This is a genomic window from Flavobacterium sp. OHVDL-2026-0007 (assembly GCF_059882335.1).
The window spans coordinates 726,479-748,783 of record NZ_CM187612.1 but is presented as its reverse complement, the minus strand read 5'-3'; the positions used below and the strand labels follow the sequence as shown (position 1 = coordinate 748,783).

The window sequence follows — 22,305 nt, the reverse complement described above, 5'->3', positions numbered from 1 at the left end:
GGATCTAGACTATTCTTTGTTTTTTTAAACTTCACTTGAAAGCTTATTTTCATAAGTTATTACCTACAAACAACAACTATTCTATAGTAAAAAATCTTATGAACTTGTAACGAAAGAGATTGGAGTAGCATTCAGCCATAAAAAAAGCCTTACTATTACTAGTAAGGCTTTTGAATTTTTATCAAAATACAGCTTAGAAAGCTACATTCCATCTTGGTAATCTTGCGTTTTCATCTAAGAAATTTTGCAGAACTTGTCCTTCAACAGCAGTTGGAATTGCTTTTACATCAGCATTGAAAGTTTCATGCCAAACTACTTCAAGTGCTGCAATACCTTCTAATTTCATTTGTGCTGGCCAAGAATATTTTCTTCCTGTCTTTGCAAATTGATGTCCGTTTACGATTTTATCATATAAACCACCGTTTTTACTTTTTAAAGTGCCATCATTTTGAACAGTTCCAGTAGAAGCTACCATGATTAGTTCTTTTGCATCACCTTCAACTGCATAAACAACAAAAACACCTGCACCTGCTTCTGGAGCATTACAAACTTGTTCTAAACTGTCTTCAATAGTAAAAGTAAAACTGTTGCTTACTTTAAACTTTTCTAATTCTTTGTACATAATTTTTATTTTTTATTACCAAGCTGCCGCGTTTTCAAAATACGAAACCCCTAAGTGTCTATTGATTCCCAACATTCTATTAATGTAAAAAAAGTCTCAACAAAATATTGAGACTTTTTTGGAATTTTTTATTTTAAATATCGGAGATTATCCTAATATTTCTTTTACTTTTTTACCAATTTCAGCTGGCGAATCAACAACATGAATTCCGTTGTCTCTCATGATTTGTTTTTTAGCAGCAGCAGTATCATCAGAACCACCAACAATAGCACCTGCATGCCCCATTGTTCTACCAGCAGGAGCAGTTTCTCCAGCGATAAAACCAACAACTGGCTTACGGTTACCATCAGCTTTAACCCATTTAGCAGCATCAGCTTCTAATTGACCTCCAATTTCACCAATCATAATGATCAATTCAGTTTCTGGGTCATTCATTAACAATTCAACAGCTTCTTTAGTTGTAGTTCCAATAATTGGATCTCCACCAATTCCGATCGCTGTCGTAATTCCTAAACCTTGTTTTACCACTTGGTCAGCAGCCTCATAAGTTAAAGTTCCAGATTTAGAAACAATACCAACTGTTCCTTTTTTGAAAACAAAACCTGGCATAATACCAACTTTAGCTTCACCTGGAGTAATTACTCCTGGACAGTTAGGTCCAATTAATCTAGAATTTCTTTCTTTAACATAACTATTTGCTTTAATCATATCTGCTACAGGAATTCCTTCTGTAATAGCAATAATTACTTTAATTCCAGCATCAGCAGCTTCCATAATTGCATCAGCTGCAAAAGCTGGTGGTACAAAAATAATAGATGTATCAGCTCCAGCTTGATCAACAGCATCTTTTACTGTATTAAAAACTGGACGATCTAAATGGCTAGTTCCTCCTTTACCTGGAGTTACACCACCCACAACATTAGTACCGTACTCAATCATTTGAGAAGCGTGGAAAGTTCCTTCACTTCCTGTAAATCCTTGAACAATTATTTTGGAATCTTTATTAACTAATACACTCATGATATATATTTTATGTAGTTTTTTAAATTGTGATGCAAAAGTAAGGTTTTGTAACTTATTCTAACCTTTTTGTCATCAAAAAATATTAAGAAAATTGACTCATTTGATAACCACGATACAATTTATCGTCTTTTATTTGCCAAATTGTCGAAAAATGAGCCAGCAACATCTCTTCCCTTGGATTTTCGATAGTTTTCACAAAATGTGAATATCGTATCGATACCAAATCTTCCTCCGCCAAAATATGGCTAATCCTAACTTTTGAGCGCACATATGCACGACTTAATTCATTGGCCATTTCTAGCAATGCATCATAATCCATCTGAATCAATCCTTTGCTACTATTCCATTCCACGATGACCTCTGGATGCAAATAAGTTTTCATTACTTCGCAATCAATTAAGGCATCAGACTTATAAAATTTTTGAACAAATTCTTTAATAGACATATTATTTCAATTTATTTAGAATTTCAGGAATCTTTTTGATATTAGCCAACTGTTTTAACTTTTCTCTTGATTCTTGGATAGGTGTTCCAAAATAAGATTTTCCTCCTTCAACCGATTTGGTTACCCCTGTCTGTCCCATAATAACAGCCTTTGTTCCAATAGTGATACCACTGGTAGTCCCTACTTGTCCCCAAAGTGTTACTTCATCCTCAATAATCACACAACCTGCAATACCGGTTTGCGAAGCAATCAGACATTTCTTTCCAATTACGGTATCGTGTCCAACATGCACCTGATTGTCAATCTTTGTTCCTGCACCAATAGTGGTATCCCCCGTAACTCCTTTGTCAATGGTACATAACGCACCAATTCCAACATTGTCCTCAATTACTACTCTACCTCCAGAGATCAATTGATCAAAACCATCCGCTCTTTTTTTATAATAAAAAGCATCAGCTCCCAAGATCGTTCCCGCGTGAATAATCACATTATCTCCAATTACCGTATAATCGTAGATAGAAACATTAGAATGAATCACACAATTTTTTCCAATTGTTACATGGTTTCCCACAAAAGAATTGGGTTGAATTACCGTTCCTTCTCCGATAGTAGCCGATACTGCTATGGCCACATTGGTTGCTTGAAAAGGCTTAAAGTGTTTGGTTAGGGTATTGAAATCTCTAAACGGATCGTCAGAAACTAAAAGAGCTTTACCTTCTGGACAATCTACCTTTTTGTTGATTAAAACAATAGTAGCTGCCGATTGTAAAGCTTTATCATAATATTTTGGATGGTCAACAAAAACAATATCACCCGCTTCTACAACATGAATTTCATTCATGCCTAGAACTGGAAAATTTTCGTCGCCTATAAATTCGCAATCAAGCAAATTTGCAATTTCTCGTAAAGAGTGAACTTTTGGAAATTTCATATATTTTAATTAGAAAATTTATCAATCAGAAAACGTGTCAATTAGAAAATGTGTCAATTAGAAAAGGAATACTCAAAATGTTGCTGTGCTCCCATTTCTAATTGACCCATTGACAAATGATCTAATCAATAAACTACTCTTTTACGCGCTCCATGTATGAACCTGAAGCAGTATCAATTTTAATTTTATCTCCTTCGTTGATAAACAAAGGTACATTCACACTTGCTCCTGTTTCTACAGTAGCTGATTTAGTTGCGTTTGTAGCTGTGTTTCCTTTAACACCAGGTTCTGCATAAGTAACTTCAAGAATTACAGATGCTGGCATATCTACTGATAACGGTAAATCTGTTTCTGTATTCACTTGAACCATTACATTTGTTCCTTCTTTCAACAATCCAGGCGCATCTAAAATGGCCTTATTCAAAGAAATCTGCTCAAAAGACTCTGTATTCATAAAATGAAATTCGTCTCCCTCAGCATATAAAAATTGATATGTATGCGTTTCTACACGAACATCGTCAATTTTATGTCCTGCAGAAAAGGTATTATCTAATACTCTTCCTGTAGTTAAACTTCTTAATTTTGTTCTTACGAAAGCTGGACCTTTTCCTGGTTTTACGTGAAGAAATTCAACGATTTTATATATATCGTGATTGAATTTAATACATAATCCGTTTCTAATATCTGATGTAGATGCCATTATATTGTATATTTTAATTAATGTTTTGTTTTTTTATTATAAAAATTGCTCCTGAAATTTAATAATTTCCAGAATACCCTTTCATAATTCCTCTTGACGAATTTCGAATAAAATCTAAAATTTCATCTCTCTCAGGAGTGGCTTCCATTTCTGCTTCAATAATACTTAAAGCTTGTGTTGTATTGTAATTTTTTTGGTATAAAATTCTGTAAATTTCCTGAATTTCTCTTATTTTTTCAGTACTAAATCCTCTTCTTCTTAAACCAACTGAATTGATTCCTACATAAGATAACGGCTCTTTTGCTGCTTTTGTATAAGGCGGCACATCTTTTCTCACCAAAGAACCACCTGAAATCATAGCATGATCTCCAATGTGAATAAATTGATGAATAGCAGCCAAACCTCCAATAACGGCGTGGTTACCCACCACAACGTGACCTGCTAAAGCAACTCCATTTACAATAATGGCATTGTTTCCGATTTCACAATCGTGTGCAATGTGCGCATAAGCCATAACCAAACAGTTATTTCCTAATATCGTTTGCCCAGATGCAACAGTACCTCTATTGATGGTCACACACTCTCTAATGGTACAATTATCACCAATGATAGCAAGTGAATCTTCTCCACCAAATTTTAAATCCTGTGGCACAGCAGAGATTACTGCTCCTGGAAAAATATTACAATTTTTACCAATTCGAGCACCTTCCATGATGGTCACATTTGAACCAATCCAAGTACCATCTCCAATAACAACATTGTTATGGATTGTCGTAAAGGGCTCAATTACAACATTTTTAGCGATTTTCGCGCCGGGATGAACATATGCTAATGGTTGATTCATCTGTAAGTTTTATATTTTAAATTAAAATAATCTAATTTGGGCAACAAACGTAAACAATAAAAATGATTAATTTATTATTGTTTTCTAGCTATTTGAGCCATTAATTCTGCCTCAGTTACTAATTTACCGTTTGCGTACGCATTGGCCTGCATGTGACAAATTCCTCTTCTGATAGGAGAAATCAATTCACATTTAAAAATTAAAGTATCACCAGGCAACACTTTATGTTTGAATTTGACATTGTCTATTTTCATAAAATAGGTCAAATAATTTTCAGGATCTGGAACCGTGCTTAACACTAAAATCCCTCCTGTTTGTGCCATTGCTTCTACAATTAAAACCCCTGGCATCACTGGTGCTTCTGGAAAATGTCCTACGAAGAAATTTTCATTCATCGTTACATTTTTCATTCCCACTACGTGATTATCAGACATCTCAATAATTCTATCAATCAATAAAAATGGAGGTCTGTGAGGTAAAACAGCCATAATTTTATGAATATCCATCAAGGGCTCTTGATTTAAATCATAAACAGGCACATGGTTTCTTTGCTCTATTTTAATAATTTTCGCCAGCTTTTTAGCAAACTGAGTGTTCACATAATGTCCTGGTTTGTTCGCAATAATTTTTCCTTGAATTCGCACACCAATCAAAGACAAATCTCCAACCACATCTAATAATTTGTGTCTGGCTGCTTCGTTTGGATAATGCAAAGTAAGATTATCTAGAACACCATTTGGTTTAACTGAAATTTGATCTTTCCCAAAGGCTTTCTTTAAATTCTCCATCGTAGCATCCGAGATTTCCTTATCTACGTACACAATAGCGTTATTTAAATCTCCACCTTTTATTAATCCATGCTCTAATAAAGACTCTAATTCATGTAAAAAACTAAAAGTTCTAGAATTTGCAATTTCGTCTTTAAAATCGGCTATACTTTTCATCGTTGCATTTTGTGTACCTAAAACTTTAGTACCAAAATCAACCATTGCAGTTACTTGATAATCATCGCTTGGCATCACCAAAATTTCGCTACCTGTAGTTTCGTCAGTAAAGGAAATAACTTCTTTTACCACATAAACATTACGTTTAGCCTCTTGCTCTTCGATACCAGCATTTTCAATAGCTTCAACAAAATACTTTGAAGAACCATCCATAATTGGAAGTTCTGAAGCATCTAATTCTATAATAACGTTGTCTAAATCACAACCTACTAAAGCCGCTAAAACGTGCTCTGGAGTTTGAATTTTTACACCTAATTTCTCTAAATTAGTACCTCTTTGCGTATTAACCACATAATTAGCATCAGCCTCAATGACTGGTTGGCCTTGCAAATCTACTCTTACAAAAGTGAAACCATTATTAATTGGAGCTGGTTTAAAAGTCATGGTAACTTCTTTCCCAGTATGTAATCCAACTCCTGTTAGTGAAATTTCATTTTTGATGGTCTTCTGTTTAACCATTATTTCCATTTTTTGGGTTTATTATTTGTTTTTTTAATTCATCAATTTCGGCAACAATTTTAGGTAGATTTTTGAAATGCACATACGATTTGTTAAAATCAGTATAGGCAAGAGACGGTGTCCCTTGCAATATTTCATCGTCTTTAATGTTTCTTGCTACCCCTGATTGAGCCTGCAGTCTAACATTATTCCCTATAATTAAATGACCTGCGATACCTACTTGCCCGCCAATCATACAGTTTTCGCCAATTTTTGTAGAACCAGCAACACCTGATTGCGCTGCAATAACCGTGTTTTTCCCAATTTCTACATTATGCGCAATCTGAATTTGATTGTCTAATTTAACTCCTTTTCTGATGATCGTTGAACCAAGAGTCGCTCTATCTATGGTCGTATTGGCTCCAATATCAACATTGTCTTCAATAACCACGTTCCCGATTTGAGGAACCTTACTGTATTCTCCCTCTTCATTGGGTACAAAACCAAAACCGTCCGCACCAATAATAGTCCCGGAATGAATGGTACAATTGTTTCCAATGATAGTTTCAGAATAAATTTTAGCGCCTGCAAAAATATACACATTATCTCCAATAACAACATTATCTCCGACAAAACTGTTCGGATAGATCTTTACGTTGTCCCCTAAAACTACGTTTTGTCCAATATAACTGAAGCTTCCTAAGTACAAATTTTCGCCATACTTAGTCCCTTCAGACATAAAAGAATGGGTCTCTATTCCGTTCTTATTCAATTTTACTTGATTGTAAAACTGTAAAAGCTTAGAAAAAGAGGCATAAGCATCTTCTACTTTTATTAAAGTGGTGGTGATTTCCTGTTCAGGTATAAAGCTGTCATTCACAATCGTTACTGACGCTTTTGTAGTATATATGTAATTGATATATTTGGGATTAGCCAAAAAAGTAAGTGATCCTTCTTCTCCCTCCTCTATTTTAGATAACCGAGAAACTTCTGCATGGGGATTCCCAACAACTTCTCCTTCTAAAATTCCTGCTATTTGTTCTGCTGTAAATTTCATTGCGACAAAAATATAAAAAATAGATTTTAAATATTAATTTTAGATAAGTTGTTTTGGAAAACAGATGTAATATTTTGTCACCAATTTAGATAACGATTTCAAATTCAGCTGGTCAGATGCTTCTACAACATCCTCAATAGTTTTATCTTTTTTCAAAATTCGTATTGGTTCTGCTTCTTTACTATACGCCTGGTTTTTTATTTTACCTCTGAATATGAAATAGCCCGCTTCTAATTGTGTAATATGATGCTCGTTAGCGAATTCTTCTTTCAAAGATTGTGATTCTTCCATTGGAATCTTATCCGCACTCAATTTAATTTTCAACAGGTCTCTATTGATCAGCATTTTACTCAAGGTAGAAAGAATAAAATCATCTTGTTTTTGCCAGGCTTTTAAAGCGCTAATAATATCAAAATCATCTAATTGAGCAAATAAATCTAACTTCTCAGCGTTAAAATCCTCCAGAGCTACTTTGTTTTGCATAAAATACAAAAGAGGCTCACTACAGGTTAAAGTAACACCTTTTAAGGTTAATTCTCTAGCCCTCTTTAAAACCTTCATCAAAATTAACTCTGCGACTAAACTTGTTTTATGCAAATAAGCTTGCCAATACATCAATCGTCTAGACAGTAGGAATTTCTCTACGGAATAAATTCCTTTCTCTTCTATAACCAAAGTCCCGTCCACTACATTCATCATCTGAATCAAACGTTCAGAATTTACATTTCCTTCGGCAACCCCTGTATAAAAACTATCTCTTTTTAAATAATCCATTCGATCCATATCCAATTGACTAGAGATCAATTGTAACATAAATTTCCTGTGATAATCTCCTTTAAAGACCTGAATCGCCAAACTAAGTCTTCCGTCAAATTCCGCATTCAACTGATTCATAAACAATAACGAGATCGCCTCATGATTGACATCTTCCACTATACTTTTTTCCATCGCATGCGAAAACGGCCCGTGCCCGATATCGTGCAATAAAATAGCAATATATAAAGCATTTTCTTCCTCAGCTGAAATGGCTACCCCTTTAAAACGAAGCGTTTCTACTGCTTTCTGCATCAAATGCATGCAGCCCAAAGCATGATGAAAACGAGTATGATTAGCCCCAGGATAAACCAAATACGATAAACCCATTTGCGAAATACGGCGTAAACGCTGAAAATACGGATGCTGGATTAGGTCGTAAATAAGTTCGTTCGGAATGGAAATGAACCCATAAATGGGATCATTGAATATTTTTAACTTATTGATATGAGTCACTATTTGGTTCTTTTTTTAGGTCAACAAATATAAGTAAATAACTATAAAGAGCTTTGCGTTTTTAATTTAAAAAACAAGCCCTCTTTAACACCCTTTTAAGCCCCCACAAATCACCTTTTATTCCTTCACAAAAAAAACACCATTTCTTATTCTGAATTTTATACTATTTTTAATACTTTTTAAGTTCTATACTTTTAAATTGCATTAAAATTAAGATTGTTTATGGATAAAATTAAAATACTTTGGGTCGACGATGAAATCGATCTTTTGAAACCACATATATTATTTCTAGAGAAAAAAAACTACACAATAACCACTTGTAACAATGGCTTAGACGCAATTGCTTTATTTGAAGAAGACAATTTTGATATTGTTTTTCTTGATGAAAATATGCCCGGAATGAGCGGCTTAGAAACGCTTTCAGAAATGAAGGAAAAAAAGTCGGCTATACCCATGATTATGATTACCAAAAGCGAAGAAGAATACATCATGGAAGAAGCCATTGGTTCTAAAATCGCAGATTATTTGATCAAACCGGTCAATCCGAATCAAATCTTATTGAGCTTAAAAAAGAACTTGGACCATTCGAGGTTAATCTCTGAAAAAACAACATTAGATTACCAGAAAGAATTCCGTAAAATCTCTATGGAAATGGCTATGGTCAACTCCTATGAAGATTGGATAGAACTATACAAAAAGCTAGTTTTCTGGGAGTTGGAATTAGAAAACATCAACGATCAAGCCATGGTCGAAATTCTAGAATCTCAAAAAGTAGAAGCCAATTCACAATTCGGTAAATTCATCGAAAGAAATTATGAAGATTGGTTTGCTCCAAAAGCAGACAAACCCGTGCAATCACACACCTTATTCAAAGAATTAGTTGTTCCGGAAATCAAAAAGAAGGACAAACCTATTTTGTTTGTCGTAATTGATAATTTGCGCTACGACCAATGGAAGTCTTTTGAAAAAGTAGTGGCTAATTATTACAAATTAGAAAAAGAGGTTCCGTATTATTCAATACTACCTACGGCTACTCAATATGCTAGAAATGCCATTTTCTCTGGTTTATTACCTACTGAGATGGAAAAGCAATTTCCACAATATTGGAAAAATGACGTTGAAGATGGAGGAAAAAACCTTTATGAGGCTGAATTCCTTTCCGCTCAATTAAAACGTTTAGGCTTAAATATTAAGGAGGACTATTTTAAAATTACTAATTACGCTGGCGGTAAAAAACTAGCCGAAAACTTCAAAGCCTTAAAAGGAAATGATTTGGTCACAGTGGTCTATAACTTTGTGGATATGCTTTCGCACGCCAAAACCGAGATGGAAGTGGTAAAGGAACTGGCTTCAGACGACAAAGCGTATCGCTCCTTGACCTTGAGTTGGTTCAAAAACTCACCTCTTTTAGAAATCATTCAACAAGCTCAACTCCTAGGTTTCAAATTAATCCTCACCACAGATCACGGTACTATTAATGTAAAAAACCCTTCAAAAGTAGTTGGAGATAAAAATACAAGTTTAAATTTGCGCTACAAAACAGGTCGTAGTTTAACCTATGAACAAAAAGATGTCTATGTAGTAAAGGAACCTAAAACAATTGGACTCCCTGCCATCAACATGAGTAGTTCGTTTATTTTTGCTAAAAATGATTTCTTTCTAGCCTATGTAAACAACTACAATCACTATGTCAGTTATTACAAAAACACCTATCAACATGGTGGTATTTCTTTAGAAGAAATGATTATCCCCTTTTTGGTTTTTAACCCAAAATAAAGCTTTAGTATGAAACCATAGATTTCATTGATTTTTATTAAAATCAAGCTGCTTTCGCTGCATAAATCAATGAAATCAATGGCCAAAAGAAAATAAAATTTAACAAAAGTAAGAATGAATATCGTTTTTTCATTAGATCAAATTCAAGAAGTAGCCGAACAAATTCTGGCACAAAATCCAAAAAAAATCATCCTTTTTAATGGAGATATGGGTGTTGGAAAAACTACCTTAATCAAACAATTGTGTAAAACTCTAGGCGTTCAAGACGCCACAAGTAGTCCAACTTTTTCTTTAGTTAATGAATACGACGCTGCAAACAATCAAATCGTTTATCATTTTGATTTTTACCGTATCAACAAAGAAACAGAAGCTCTTGACATGGGTGTGGATGATTATTTGTATTCTGGAAACTGGTGTTTCATTGAATGGTCAGAGAAAATCGCCAGTTTAATCCCTGAGGAGCATGCAGTGATTACCATTTCACTATTGGCTGATGGAAAAAGAGCACTACAACTAACCTAAGTTTAAAATAACAAACAAGCTGTTCTCTTTGAGATAGCCCAAGCACAGTACTTCTAAGTTCCTGTAAAACCACTCCATTTATTAGCTAATGACTCCAGAAAACACCGTAGAAATAATTCCTTTTGCCCCCCATTTAAAGGACGCTATTAAAACCTTGAACCTCCAATGGCTCAGCAAGTATTTTAAAGTAGAAGAAAAAGACCACTTAACCCTTTCGAATCCCCAAGAAGAGATCATTGATAAAGGTGGGATGATTTTTTACGCCAAATACAACAACGAGATTCTCGGAACTGTTTCCTTATTAAAAATAGACGACACTACTTTTGAATTGAGTAAAATGGCCGTTTCAGACCGAGCACAAGGCTTAGGGATAGGCAATCAATTGTTGTTACATTGTATGGATGTGGCTCAAAAAAACAACATTAAAAAATTACTATTGTATTCCAACCGAAGCTTATTACCAGCTCTTCATTTGTATCGAAAATTTGGTTTTATTGAAGTTCCTCTAGAAGCAGCAGTTTACGAAAGAGCCGACATTAAAATGAAAAAAATAATAGCCTAATTTTTAATGCACTATTAGCAGAATATTCACAGTGTTTTTAAAACTTTTTACGTAATTTGTACTCTTAATATTTTGCACCAACCATGTCAATAACCTTAACTCCATTTACGAAACAACAATTGCTGCCACAGGAAGAAAAACTGGAAATTGGCCGATTTAGGAGGGAACTTTTCATAGGAATACCTAAAGAAACTAGTTATCAAGAGCGTCGTATTTGTTTGACTCCAGATGCTGTGAATTCCTTAACCTATGAAGGACATCGCGTAATGATCGAATCAGGAGCTGGAGAAAGCTCCAGTTATTCCGACAAAGAATACAGTGATGCAGGTGCAGAAGTAACAAAAGATACTAAAAAAGTTTTTGGCTGTCCTTTATTACTCAAAGTAGAACCGCCTACTTTGGCTGAAATAGAGATGATCAATCCGGAAACCATTATTATTTCGGCCATACAATTAAAGACCAAGAAAAAGTCTTATTTTGAAGCTTTGGCCTTAAAAAAAATAACCGCACTCGCATTTGAATACATTAAAGATGAAGACGGATCCTATCCAGCTGTAAAATCCTTAAGTGAAATTGCCGGTACAGCCTCCATACTCATCGCAGCAGAATTGATGATTACAGATGAATTTGGAAAAGGGCTTCTATTTGGCAATATAACCGGAGTCCCTCCTACTGAAGTGGTAATCTTAGGCGCTGGCACTGTTGGTGAATTTGCTGCCAAAACAGCCATTGGCTTAGGTGCAAACGTTAAAGTGTTTGACAACTCTATCACCAAATTACGCCGTTTACAAAATAATCTACCCCAACGCATTTTTACTTCTACCATCCAGCAAAAAGCCTTATTAAAGGCCTTAAGACGTTGTGATGTTGCCATTGGTGCGATGCGTGGTAACGAGCGTTGTCCCATAGTCGTTACTGAAACTATGGTGGAACACATGAAAAAAGGTGCAGTCATTGTAGATGTAAGTATCGATACAGGAGGTTGTTTTGAAAGTTCGGAAGTTACAACTCATGAGAAACCCACTTTTATCAAAAACAATGTTTTACACTATTGTGTACCCAATATCCCTTCTAGATATTCCAAAACAGCTTCTCTTTCCATTAGCAACATTCTCACCCCTTACTTACTTCAGATTTCCGAAGATGGCGGGTTAGAAAACGCAATTAGATGCGATAAAGGACTTAAAAATGGAATCTATTTGTATCATGGAATCTTAACCAACAAAGCGATTGCCGAATGGTTTGATTTACCAGATAACGATATTAATTTACTTGTATTCTAAAGGAACTTTAATGTACCTTTGCAAAAAAAATATTCCATGAAATTCGTACATCGTTTTGCTTATTATTTAATTGGTTTGGTTATCGGTTCTTTTTTTGTAGGTCTTGTTTTCAGTGGAAAAGATACCCGTTGCAACTATTTTCCAAACGCAAGAGTTTTGAATAACCTAAGCACAAAACCTTTTCAATATTCAGATAAAGCCATCCAAACTTTAAATGAAAAATGGATTGATACTGCAGACATTAAAAATACTTTAAAATTTGGTGATGTTGATTTTGACCAAAGTAATGTTCCTTTCAAAAAAGGAAAATTATACATTATAGAAGGAAAAACAGTAAAAAATCAAGAAGTAATCCTAAAAGTAATCAACTACGAAAACAAAGCTGTTTTAGACGAGATTATTAAGAAAGATATTCAAAAATAAAAAAAATACCGCTTTTTATAATGGAAGATCACGCCTTTGACTATTAGTCCGGATGCCATTATAAAAAGCGGTATCGTTTTACCTCATATACACTACAACCAGTCGATTGTGGTAATCCCTTTGGATTTTAAAAAAGTATTGGTTTGGCTAAAATGTTTATTCCCGAACCATTTTCCTTGATTCGCGCTCATAGGCGAAGGATGACCCGATGTTAAAACAAAATGTTTCAAACGATCGATCTTTAGCCCCTTCTTTTGCGCAAAACCTCCCCACAATAGAAAAACAATATTCTCATTTTGCTCTGAAATGGCCTGAATAACCGCGTCGGTAAAAAGATTCCATTTCAAATGTTTATGACTATTGGGACTATCTTTTCGAACGGTTAGGGACGCATTCAAAAGCAACACTCCTTGTTTGGCCCATTTTTCTAAGTTACCCGAACTAGGCATAAAAACAGAATCCATATCATCGTTTAATTCTCTATAAATATTACGCAAGGAAGGAGGAATCCGAACTCCCTCATTGACAGAAAAACTCAATCCATTGGCTTCACCTACCCCATGATAAGGATCCTGCCCAATAATCACCACTTTCAAATCAGTAAAACTACATTGATTAAAGGCTGAAAAAATTAAGTCTGTCGGTGGATAACAGCTATGCTTTTGATATTCCTGGTCCAAATTCAATAACAATTCCTTGAAATAGGCCTTTTCAATTTCATCCTTTAAAACAATTTGCCACTCTGGCGAAAGATTAATTTTCATTTTTTGTAAACTTTATACAAATTACGCAAAGTTTTTCTCAAAGTCCCCATTAATACTGCTATTTAGTTTTAAAACTTTGTAACTTTGAACTTTACAACTTAAGATATATAATGATATCCATTACCGAAAAAACTTTACAAGACTTACAATTTCCAACCGTTCTAGAAACTATCTCAGCGAGCTGTAATACCGATATTGGAAAACAAAAAGCACTAGAAATCACCCCCTTTAGAGATAAAGAAACCCTGATGCAAGCCTTAATGCAAACCTCAGAGTACGTTTCTTCATTTCAAAATAATAACGCCATTCCCAATCACGGGTTTGACGCCATATCACACGAAATTAAATTTTTAGCTATTGAAGACAGCTTCCTAGAAGTAGGTAGTTTTAGAAAAATCGCTACACTTTCCTCAACGGCCAACTTTTTATTGAATTTCCTTAAAAAATTTGATGATTATTACCCGAATTTAAACACCAGAGCCTCTAGAGTAGAATACACCAAAGAGATTGTCACTCTAATAGATGCCATAGTTGATAAATATGGAGAGATAAAAGATAACGCTTCACCGGAATTACTCGATATTCGCAAGAGCATGAATATCGTCCGCGGAAAAGTAAACCAAAGTTTTGGTTCGGCCCTAACCCAGTACAACAGTCTTGGCTATCTCGATGACATCAAAGAAAGTTTTGTGCAAAACCGTAGAGTTTTAGCGGTTTTAGCTATGTATCGCCGTAAGGTAAAAGGTTCTATCTTAGGCAGTTCAAAAACGGGAAGTATTGCGTACATCGAACCGGAAACTACGCTTCAATATTCTCGAGAACTAAGCAACTTAGAGTACGAAGAAAAAGAAGAAATCACCAAAATACTAAAACAATTATCCAACGCCATCCGTCCTTTTTTACCGCTTTTGATTGAATACCAAGAGTTTTTAAGCGATATTGATGTCGTTGCTGCAAAGGCCAAATACGCCAATAGAATAAATGGAATATTACCTACTATAACCGAGGAACGTCGTTTGTTTTTTAGAGAGGCTTATCATCCAATTTTATACCTAAACAACAAAGAGAAGAATGCCATCACGCATCCTCAAACCATAGAATTAAAACAAGACAATCGAATTATTGTAATTTCTGGACCTAACGCAGGAGGAAAAACAATCTCGCTAAAAACAGTTGGTTTACTGCAATTAATGCTGCAATCAGGTATGCTAATACCGGTTCACGAACGCAGTGAAACCTTTTTGTTTGATCGCATTTTGACTGATATTGGAGACAATCAATCTATTGAAAATCACCTAAGTACCTATAGCTATCGTTTAAAAAACATGAATTACTTCTTAAAGAAATGCAATAAGAAAACCATGTTTTTAATTGATGAATTTGGAACGGGTTCTGACCCAGAATTAGGAGGTGCCTTAGCGGAAATTTTCTTAGAAGAATTTTATCATCGTGAAGCATTCGGGATCATTACCACCCATTACTCCAATCTAAAAATTCTAGCTAACGAATTACCTTTTGCTACAAATGCCAACATGATGTTTGATGAAAAATCATTAGAACCGATGTATAAGCTAGCTTTAGGTCAGGCCGGAAGTTCTTTTACTTTTGAAGTAGCCCTTAAAAATGGTATTCCTTTTGGTTTAATTAATCGTGCTAAAAAGAAAATTGAAGTCGGAAAAGTTCGCTTTGACAAGACCATTGCAACCCTTCAAAAAGAGCGTTCTAAACTTGAAAAAACTTCTATCAATTTAAAAGAAGAAGAAACCAGAGCTCGTGAGGAAAGTAAAAAAATGGAAAACATCAATGTAAAAATCAAACAAAAACTAGAAAGCTATCAAGAATTATACGACAGCAATCAGAAAACCATTTACATTGGACAAAAAATAGAAGACATCTCAGAAAAGTACTTCAATAATAAAAATAAAAAAGAGCTGATCGGAGAGTTTTTAAAAATTATTGAAATTGAAAATTCAAAACGCAAAAAAGCAACTCCGAAGGAAGCCAAGGCCATAGTTGAAAAGAAAAAAGAAGTGATTGCTGAAGTTTCCGTTCAAGTAGAAGAGATCCGAAAAGAGAAGAAAGAGAAGAAACTAAAACCTGTTATCGAGAAACCTAAACCTATTTTAAAAGTAGGTGATCGAGTAAGAATGTTAGATGGAAGAGCTGTCGGTAGTATCGATGTTATTGAAAAAAATAAAGCCACTGTCAATTACGGCGTATTTACCTCAAAGGTAAGTTTGGATGAATTGGAATTAGTAGAAGCCGCTAAAAAATAATTATCAGCTGCATCTCTATTCAAGCTCGGATATTTTGACTTAAAAAAAGAAAAAAAAGATCAAGAATTAAAATAAAGCGATTGTATGGGAAATATTTCCCCAAACAGCTCTCAAGATCGAAAATTAAAAATAATCGCTTAAAGATTAACTATAGAAGCTACTTTTAATCCTTAAAATTGATCACGTATTTGTTTTTGATAGATAAAATCAATAGCCAGTATTTCCAAAGAATTTGAAATCTAAATCCGAAACTTGACAACCATGATCGACTTACCTGCAAATAAAAAAATAATTCTCTTTGATGGCGTTTGCAATTTATGCAACAGCGCTGTGCAGTTTATTATCAAACATGATCAAAAGGATATTTTTCGCTTTGTTCCTTTACAATCAGAATTGGGAAATAAAATCTGTAACTATATAGGAGTCGATCCCAATAAAATAGACAGCATTATTTTATACCATCCCGGTGTTGCGTATTTTTACAAATCCTCAGCAGTAATCGAAATTGCAAAAGATTTAGGCGGATTTTTTACTTTAGCTTCCATTTGTAAAATTCTACCCGAAAAGATCCGCAATTTGACATACGACTACATCGCTAAAAATAGGTACAGTTGGTATGGAAAAAAAGAAAGCTGCATGAGTCCTACTTCGGAAGTAAAATCAAAGTTTTTATAATCCTAAATTTCTCTTTAGATACCCCATAAAAAAAGCCTCAACTTTTAAGTTTGAGGCTTCCTTTTTAGGATCAATCAGTTAATTAACTTCTGATTAATTTTTTGTATTTCAGACGCTTAGGCGTTAAATCACCACCTAAACGTTTCTTTTTGTTTTCTTCGTATTCAGAGAAACCACCTTCGAAATAATACACTTCAGAATCTCCTTCGAAAGCTAGAATGTGTGTACAAATTCTATCTAAGAACCATCTGTCGTGAGAAATAACCACCGCACAACCTGCAAAGTTTTCAAGACCTTCTTCAAGTGCACGAAGCGTATTGACATCTAAATCATTGGTAGGCTCATCTAACAAAAGTACGTTTCCTTCTTCTTTCAAAGTCATCGCAAGGTGCAAACGGTTACGTTCCCCTCCAGAAAGCATAGATACTTTTTTATTTTGATCGCTTCCTCCAAAATTAAAACGACTTAAATAAGCACGAGAATTTACTTGGCGTCCACCCATCATGATTAATTCTTGACCATCTGCAAAATTCTCCCAGATCGATTTGTTTGGATCAATATTAGAGTGCGCTTGATCTACATAAGCAATCTTTACTGTTTCTCCAATTGAAAATTCACCGCTATCTGGCTCTTGCTCTCCCATAATCATTCTGAAAATAGTAGACTTACCAGCACCGTTTGGTCCGATAACCCCAACAATTCCAGCTTGTGGCAAAGTGAAATTTAAATTATCATACAATAATTTATCTCCAAAAGCTTTGGCAACATTTTTAGCTTCAATCACATTGGTTCCTAAACGAGGGCCGTTCGGAATATAAATTTCTAGATTTTCATCCAGTTGTTTTTGATCTTCGTTTAATAATTTGTCGTAATTCTGTAAACGCGCTTTTTGCTTGGTCTGACGACCTTTTGCACCTTGACGAACCCAGTCAAGCTCACGCTCTAAGTTTTTACGACGTTTTGAAGCTACTTTTTCTTCCAATGCCATTCTGCTTGATTTTTGATCTAACCAAGAAGAATAATTCCCTTTCCATGGAATACCCTCTCCTCTATCTAACTCTAAAATCCAACCTGCCACATTATCCAAGAAATACCTATCGTGCGTTACTGCAATTACAGTTCCTGCATATTGTGCTAGATGCTGCTCCAACCAAAGCACACTTTCCGCATCCAAGTGGTTGGTAGGCTCATCAAGAAGCAATACATCAGGTTGTTGCAATAACAAACGACACAAAGCTACACGACGACGCTCACCTCCTGAAAGGTTTTTAATTGGCGTATCTCCATCTGGAGTACGTAAAGCATCCATAGCAATTTCTAATTTGGTATCGATTTCCCAAGCGCCTAATGCATCAATTTTATCTTGCAAAAGTGCTTGACGATCCATTAGTTTTTCCATCTTCTCTGCATCTTCGTACACCTCTGGCAAACCAAAACTATCGTTGATTTGATTGAATTCTTCTAGAACTGCCATTGTTTCAGCAACACCTTCACGAACAATCTCAATAACCGTTTTTTCATCATCTAACTGTGGTTCTTGCTCTAAATACCCAACGGTATACCCTGGAGCAAAAACAACATCTCCTTGATAATTTTTATCTACTCCTGCAATAATCTTCAATAAAGAAGATTTTCCAGAACCATTTAAACCTAGAATACCAATTTTAGCTCCATAGAAAAAGCTTAAATAGATATTTTTCAGTACTTGTTTATCACTGCTTGAGTATGTTTTACTCAATTTTGACATCGAAAAAATTACTTTCTTATCGTCTGACATACTAATTTATTTTTTATTTTAATTATTCTATTCTTTATTAAATTCCGCTAATCGTAAGGCAATTGATTTAGTTAAACCCTACCTTTCAAAGCATTAAAAACCCAGGCATTAGCAAAAAAACCAACACCAACCGCTACAAATCCCCAGCCTGAAACATCTCTGTATCTAAAAGCTCCAAGACCTATAAGCAACAAACCCATAAGTACCATTATAAAAGTAGCCCATCCTAAAATGGTATTTTTATTCATTCCCATAAATTGCGTAATTATTTTTTAATGTCATTCATTTTTAGAAATGCAAATATCGTGAATATTTACGGCTTAATTGAATATTTTGTACAGCATTTCTTTTAACAAATCCGACTGAGGTAAGGCATTGGCGCCAACTCCTTTACTTTTAACATCAACATCACGCAAAGCCCCTACAATTTGACTGACTTTTCTCATCGGATAATTCTTTATTGCCAAATCATACTCTTTTAAGAAAAAGGGATTGACACCAATTGCAGCTGCTACAGTTTTAGGATTTTTATCTTTAAGTCCGTGGTATTTTAAAAGCTGTACGAAAAAACCAAAAACCAATCCAGTAGTCATTACAATTGGGTATTCTTTGGGATTATGAGCAAAATTTTCCGCAATTTTATACGCTTTGAGTTGATTGCGCTCTCCAATAGCTTTTCGAAGTTCGAAAACATTGTAATCCTTACTAAACCCGATGTTTTCTTCAATATGTTGTGGCGTAATGACCGTGCCTTGGGGTAAAATAATCTGTAATTTTTCTAACTCATTATTTATTTTACTCAAATCCGTTCCCAGAAACTCCACCAACATTGCATTTGCCTTAGGATCAATTGTATACTTTTTTCCCGCCAACACACGTTTGATCCAATCACCCACTTGGTTTTCGTAAAGTTTTTTACTTTCATATACGATGCCATTTTGAGCCAACAGCTTGGTGACCTTTTTACGTTTGTCAAGAGTTTTGTATTTGTAACAAAAAACCAGCACTGTAGTAGGCATTGGATTAATCACATAGGATTCTATTTTATCTATCGTTCGGGATAAGTCTTGAGCCTCTTTCACAATAACTACTTGACGATCAGCCATCATAGGATAGCGCTTGGCCGTTGAAACAATCTCTTCTACCGTTACATCTCTTCCGTACAACACTGTCTGATTGAATCCCTTTTCTTCTTCTGATAGTATATGCTGCTCCATATACTCAGCTAATTTGTCAATATAATACGGCTCTTCTCCCATTAAAAAATAAATAGGTTTTATGTTTCCCGCTTTTATATCATTAACAATTTTTACAACTTCGTCCATCTATTTTTGTTTCAAGTTTAACGTTTCAGGCTGTTGTTGTTTCAATAACTTAAAACTTTACCCCAGAAACCTAAAAACTATTTTATATTTTTGCGCCATGCAGCAGTTAAATTTTCCTACCTATACTTTTCGATTCAAAAATAGCGAAAATAAAGTGTCTATTTTTGATGAAATCAGGAAAAAATTTATCATTCTTACCCCAGAAGAATGGGTTCGCCAACATGTCGTTCATTTTTTAATGAATGAGAAAAAATATCCAAAATCACTCGTTAACGTTGAAAAAGTTTTAACAGTCAACGGATTACGAAAAAGATATGATGTAGTGGTGTTTAACTCTGATGGTTCTATACATATATTAGTAGAGTGCAAGGCCCCTGAGGTTAAAATCTCACAAGCTACTTTCGATCAAATCGCCCGCTATAATATGACAATGCAGGCACGGTTTTTGTATGTAACGAACGGATTGAGTCATTTTTTTTGCCAGATGGATTTTGAAAATGAACGATATCAATTCCTAAGAGAATTGCCTGATTATAAGAAATAAACAAACTAAATTAAATACATACTTTTGGATAAAATAGCAGTTGTCATTTTAAATTGGAACGGCGTAAAATTGTTAGAACAATTTTTACCTTCTGTGGTTCAATTTTCCCAAGAAGCTACGGTCTATGTTGCCGATAATGCTTCTACAGACGATTCTATCAATTTTATCAAAGAACATTTTCCAAGCATTACAATCATTGTAAACAGTGGTAATCATGGCTTTGCAAAAGGCTACAATGATGCTTTAAAACATATTGATGCTGAAATTTATGCCTTAGTCAATTCCGATATTGAAGTCACTGAAAATTGGCTTAAACCCATCCTTCACACATTTGATTCTGAAAAACAAACCGCTATCATTCAACCTAAAATTCTTGATTTCAAAAATAAAGAATACTTTGAATATGCCGGTGCAGCAGGTGGATTTATTGATAAATATGGTTTTCCTTATTGTCGTGGACGAATTTTTGATTCCATCGAAAAGGACAACGGCCAATATGATGACAATTGCGAGCTTTTCTGGGCATCAGGAGCCTGTTTCTTTATCCGAAAAGAAGTGTATCGCGAACTAGAAGGTTTTGACGAAAGCTTTTTTGCGCATCAAGAAGAAATTGATTTATGCTGGCGTGCCTTAAACGAAGGACATATTATTAAATACAATTCACAATCTGTTGTTTACCATGTTGGCGGAGCAACTTTGCAACAAGGAAATCCTAGAAAAACGTATTTAAATTTTAGAAACTCCTTATTAATGTTGGTGAAAAATTTACCGAAAAAAGGATTATTTTTTATCATCTTAACCCGAATGGTTCTCGATGGAATTGCCGGCGTTCGTTTTTTAACCCAAGGCAAATTCAAACATACCTGGGCCATCGTTCAAGCACATTTTTCATTTTATAAGGTATCACTACTTTACCTAAAAAAAAGGAAGGACTTTCAACTGCAACAATATTATAGTGTAAAAAGCATTGTATACTTGCATTACGTCAAGAAAATAGGCGTATTTAAAGAAATCTTTAACACTTATCAAAATATTAAAAACTAAATTTGTAAATCAACAACTAATATTAAATTTAAAATCTATGAGAAAAATAGTAATTGCACTATCCGTATTAATGGCCTTAACTTCGTGTGTTTCGAAAAAGAAATATGCTGATTTAGAAGCTAAAAACAAAGAAACACAGGATTTATTAAACTCTTGTACAGTAAAATTAAATTCTTGTTTAGAAGAAAAAGCGGGATTAGCTGCTACTGCTGCAAGTTACAAAGAACACAATCAAGACTTAATCAGTACTTCGAAAGATTTAACTGTATTGACAACAAAAGGAGCTGAAAATCTTGAAAAATCTTTAGAAAGCCTAAAAGAAAAAGATTTAAAAATATCTAGACTTCAAGATGCTTTAACTAAAAAAGACAGTGTTACTTTAGCTTTAGTTACTAGCTTAAAAGGAGCTGTTGGAATTAATGATCCAGACATCGAAATCAATGTAGAAAAAGGAGTTGTATTTATTTCAATTGCAGATAAATTATTATTCAAAAGCGGAAGCTATGATGTAAACGATAAAGCGAAAAGTGTTTTAGCTAAAGTTGCAAAAGTAGTAAATGACAAACCTGATTTCGAATGTATGGTTGAAGGTCACACTGACACTGTTCCATACAAAAGCAATGGTGTTTTGTTAGACAACTGGGATTTAAGTGTTAAACGTTCTACTTCTATTGTACGTGTATTAACAAATGAACTTGGAGTTAATCCAGCAAAATTAATTGCAGCTGGTAGAAGTTCTTATGTACCTTTAGTATCTAATGATACTGCAGAAGATAGAGGTCGTAACAGAAGAACTCGTATTGTTGTTATGCCAAAAATCGATCAATTCTATGATATGATTGAAAAAGAAATGAAAAAACAATCGAAATAATAATCGACGTTTTTCACATACTTTATTAAATAGAAAAAGCAGGTCTACATGACCTGCTTTTTTTTATGCTCTTATTTTTTACAATGAAAATAACTGAAGCTATCTCTATACCTACTTTATTAAACAGAAA

The 22,305-nt window shown here is 34.4% G+C and carries 23 protein-coding genes; 10 read left to right on the top strand and 13 right to left on the bottom strand.

Annotation, left to right across the window (positions count from 1 at the left end; translation table 11 throughout):
- Window positions 1–193: 193 nt before the first annotated feature.
- The 9 genes from AC51AA_RS03070 to AC51AA_RS03030 form a co-directional block, all read right to left on the bottom strand.
- A complete protein-coding gene (locus tag AC51AA_RS03070) occupies window positions 194–622 on the bottom strand; it encodes a hypothetical protein (RefSeq protein ID WP_500704277.1) in 429 nt (142 codons plus the stop codon).
- A gap of 147 nt (window positions 623–769) precedes the next feature.
- A complete protein-coding gene (sucD, locus tag AC51AA_RS03065) occupies window positions 770–1,642 on the bottom strand; it encodes a succinate--CoA ligase subunit alpha (protein WP_500704276.1) in 873 nt (290 codons plus the stop codon).
- Window positions 1,643–1,727: 85 nt separating this feature from the next.
- Complete coding sequence (locus tag AC51AA_RS03060; RefSeq protein ID WP_500704275.1) at window positions 1,728–2,090, bottom strand: nuclear transport factor 2 family protein; 363 nt, start codon at window positions 2,088–2,090, stop codon at window positions 1,728–1,730.
- 1 nt (window position 2,091) lies between these two features.
- Complete coding sequence (locus tag AC51AA_RS03055) at window positions 2,092–3,021, bottom strand: UDP-3-O-(3-hydroxymyristoyl)glucosamine N-acyltransferase (RefSeq protein WP_500704274.1); 930 nt, start codon at window positions 3,019–3,021, stop codon at window positions 2,092–2,094.
- 133 nt (window positions 3,022–3,154) lie between these two features.
- Window positions 3,155–3,721, bottom strand: coding sequence for an elongation factor P (efp, locus tag AC51AA_RS03050; protein ID WP_500704273.1), 567 nt, complete (start codon window positions 3,719–3,721; stop codon window positions 3,155–3,157).
- Between the two features lie 58 nt (window positions 3,722–3,779).
- On the bottom strand, window positions 3,780–4,565 hold the full coding sequence (lpxA, locus tag AC51AA_RS03045) for an acyl-ACP--UDP-N-acetylglucosamine O-acyltransferase (protein ID WP_029270176.1): 786 nt from the start codon (window positions 4,563–4,565) through the stop codon (window positions 3,780–3,782).
- 74 nt (window positions 4,566–4,639) lie between these two features.
- Window positions 4,640–6,028: a bifunctional UDP-3-O-[3-hydroxymyristoyl] N-acetylglucosamine deacetylase/3-hydroxyacyl-ACP dehydratase gene (locus AC51AA_RS03040; RefSeq protein ID WP_500704272.1), complete on the bottom strand. Its 1,389-nt coding sequence runs from the start codon at window positions 6,026–6,028 to the stop codon at window positions 4,640–4,642.
- Window positions 6,021–7,064: a UDP-3-O-(3-hydroxymyristoyl)glucosamine N-acyltransferase gene (gene lpxD, locus AC51AA_RS03035; RefSeq protein WP_500704271.1), complete on the bottom strand. Its 1,044-nt coding sequence runs from the start codon at window positions 7,062–7,064 to the stop codon at window positions 6,021–6,023. Before lpxD ends, AC51AA_RS03040 begins: the two co-directional genes overlap by 8 nt.
- 39 nt (window positions 7,065–7,103) lie before the next feature.
- The gene (locus AC51AA_RS03030) at window positions 7,104–8,333 is read right to left on the bottom strand and encodes an HD domain-containing protein (protein ID WP_500704270.1); all 1,230 of its coding nucleotides are present in this window, start codon (window positions 8,331–8,333) and stop codon (window positions 7,104–7,106) included.
- Between the two features lie 222 nt (window positions 8,334–8,555).
- Here AC51AA_RS03030 and porX point away from each other — a divergent pair, with 222 nt between their 5' ends.
- The 5 genes from porX (at window position 8,556) to AC51AA_RS03005 (ending at window position 12,899) form a co-directional block, all read left to right on the top strand.
- Window positions 8,556–10,109, top strand: coding sequence for a T9SS response regulator signal transducer PorX (gene porX, locus AC51AA_RS03025; protein ID WP_500704269.1), 1,554 nt, complete (start codon window positions 8,556–8,558; stop codon window positions 10,107–10,109).
- A gap of 114 nt (window positions 10,110–10,223) precedes the next feature.
- On the top strand, window positions 10,224–10,631 hold the full coding sequence (gene tsaE / locus AC51AA_RS03020) for a tRNA (adenosine(37)-N6)-threonylcarbamoyltransferase complex ATPase subunit type 1 TsaE (RefSeq protein WP_500704268.1): 408 nt from the start codon (window positions 10,224–10,226) through the stop codon (window positions 10,629–10,631).
- A gap of 88 nt (window positions 10,632–10,719) precedes the next feature.
- Window positions 10,720–11,193, top strand: coding sequence for a GNAT family N-acetyltransferase (locus tag AC51AA_RS03015; protein ID WP_500704267.1), 474 nt, complete (start codon window positions 10,720–10,722; stop codon window positions 11,191–11,193).
- A gap of 83 nt (window positions 11,194–11,276) precedes the next feature.
- Window positions 11,277–12,476, top strand: coding sequence for an alanine dehydrogenase (locus tag AC51AA_RS03010; RefSeq protein ID WP_500704266.1), 1,200 nt, complete (start codon window positions 11,277–11,279; stop codon window positions 12,474–12,476).
- 36 nt (window positions 12,477–12,512) lie between these two features.
- On the top strand, window positions 12,513–12,899 hold the full coding sequence (locus AC51AA_RS03005) for a DUF4258 domain-containing protein (RefSeq protein ID WP_500704265.1): 387 nt from the start codon (window positions 12,513–12,515) through the stop codon (window positions 12,897–12,899).
- Between the two features lie 92 nt (window positions 12,900–12,991).
- Here AC51AA_RS03005 and ung read toward each other — a convergent pair whose 3' ends face one another.
- On the bottom strand, window positions 12,992–13,663 hold the full coding sequence (gene ung, locus AC51AA_RS03000; protein WP_500704264.1) for a uracil-DNA glycosylase: 672 nt from the start codon (window positions 13,661–13,663) through the stop codon (window positions 12,992–12,994).
- A gap of 110 nt (window positions 13,664–13,773) precedes the next feature.
- Here ung and AC51AA_RS02995 point away from each other — a divergent pair, with 110 nt between their 5' ends.
- Both AC51AA_RS02995 and AC51AA_RS02990 read left to right on the top strand, forming a co-directional pair.
- Complete coding sequence (locus AC51AA_RS02995) at window positions 13,774–15,939, top strand: endonuclease MutS2 (RefSeq protein ID WP_500704263.1); 2,166 nt, start codon at window positions 13,774–13,776, stop codon at window positions 15,937–15,939.
- Between the two features lie 261 nt (window positions 15,940–16,200).
- Window positions 16,201–16,614, top strand: coding sequence for a thiol-disulfide oxidoreductase DCC family protein (locus tag AC51AA_RS02990; RefSeq protein ID WP_500704262.1), 414 nt, complete (start codon window positions 16,201–16,203; stop codon window positions 16,612–16,614).
- Window positions 16,615–16,696: 82 nt separating this feature from the next.
- Here AC51AA_RS02990 and ettA read toward each other — a convergent pair whose 3' ends face one another.
- From ettA to holA, 3 genes are all read right to left on the bottom strand, one after another.
- Window positions 16,697–18,391: an energy-dependent translational throttle protein EttA gene (gene ettA / locus AC51AA_RS02985; protein ID WP_500704261.1), complete on the bottom strand. Its 1,695-nt coding sequence runs from the start codon at window positions 18,389–18,391 to the stop codon at window positions 16,697–16,699.
- Window positions 18,392–18,462: 71 nt separating this feature from the next.
- A complete protein-coding gene (locus AC51AA_RS02980) occupies window positions 18,463–18,645 on the bottom strand; it encodes a CAL67264 family membrane protein (RefSeq protein WP_500704260.1) in 183 nt (60 codons plus the stop codon).
- 66 nt (window positions 18,646–18,711) lie between these two features.
- A complete protein-coding gene (gene holA, locus AC51AA_RS02975) occupies window positions 18,712–19,716 on the bottom strand; it encodes a DNA polymerase III subunit delta (RefSeq protein ID WP_500704259.1) in 1,005 nt (334 codons plus the stop codon).
- Window positions 19,717–19,813: 97 nt separating this feature from the next.
- Between holA and AC51AA_RS02970 the strand changes: the two genes are divergently transcribed.
- The 3 genes from AC51AA_RS02970 to AC51AA_RS02960 are packed head-to-tail and all read left to right on the top strand — an operon-like array spanning window position 19,814 to window position 22,175.
- Window positions 19,814–20,260: a type I restriction enzyme HsdR N-terminal domain-containing protein gene (locus tag AC51AA_RS02970; RefSeq protein WP_500704258.1), complete on the top strand. Its 447-nt coding sequence runs from the start codon at window positions 19,814–19,816 to the stop codon at window positions 20,258–20,260.
- A 24-nt stretch (window positions 20,261–20,284) separates the two neighbouring features.
- On the top strand, window positions 20,285–21,304 hold the full coding sequence (locus tag AC51AA_RS02965; RefSeq protein ID WP_500704257.1) for a glycosyltransferase family 2 protein: 1,020 nt from the start codon (window positions 20,285–20,287) through the stop codon (window positions 21,302–21,304).
- A 37-nt stretch (window positions 21,305–21,341) separates the two neighbouring features.
- Window positions 21,342–22,175, top strand: a complete 834-nt coding sequence (locus tag AC51AA_RS02960; RefSeq protein WP_500704256.1) for an OmpA/MotB family protein — start codon at window positions 21,342–21,344, stop codon at window positions 22,173–22,175.
- Window positions 22,176–22,305: the final 130 nt, after the last annotated feature.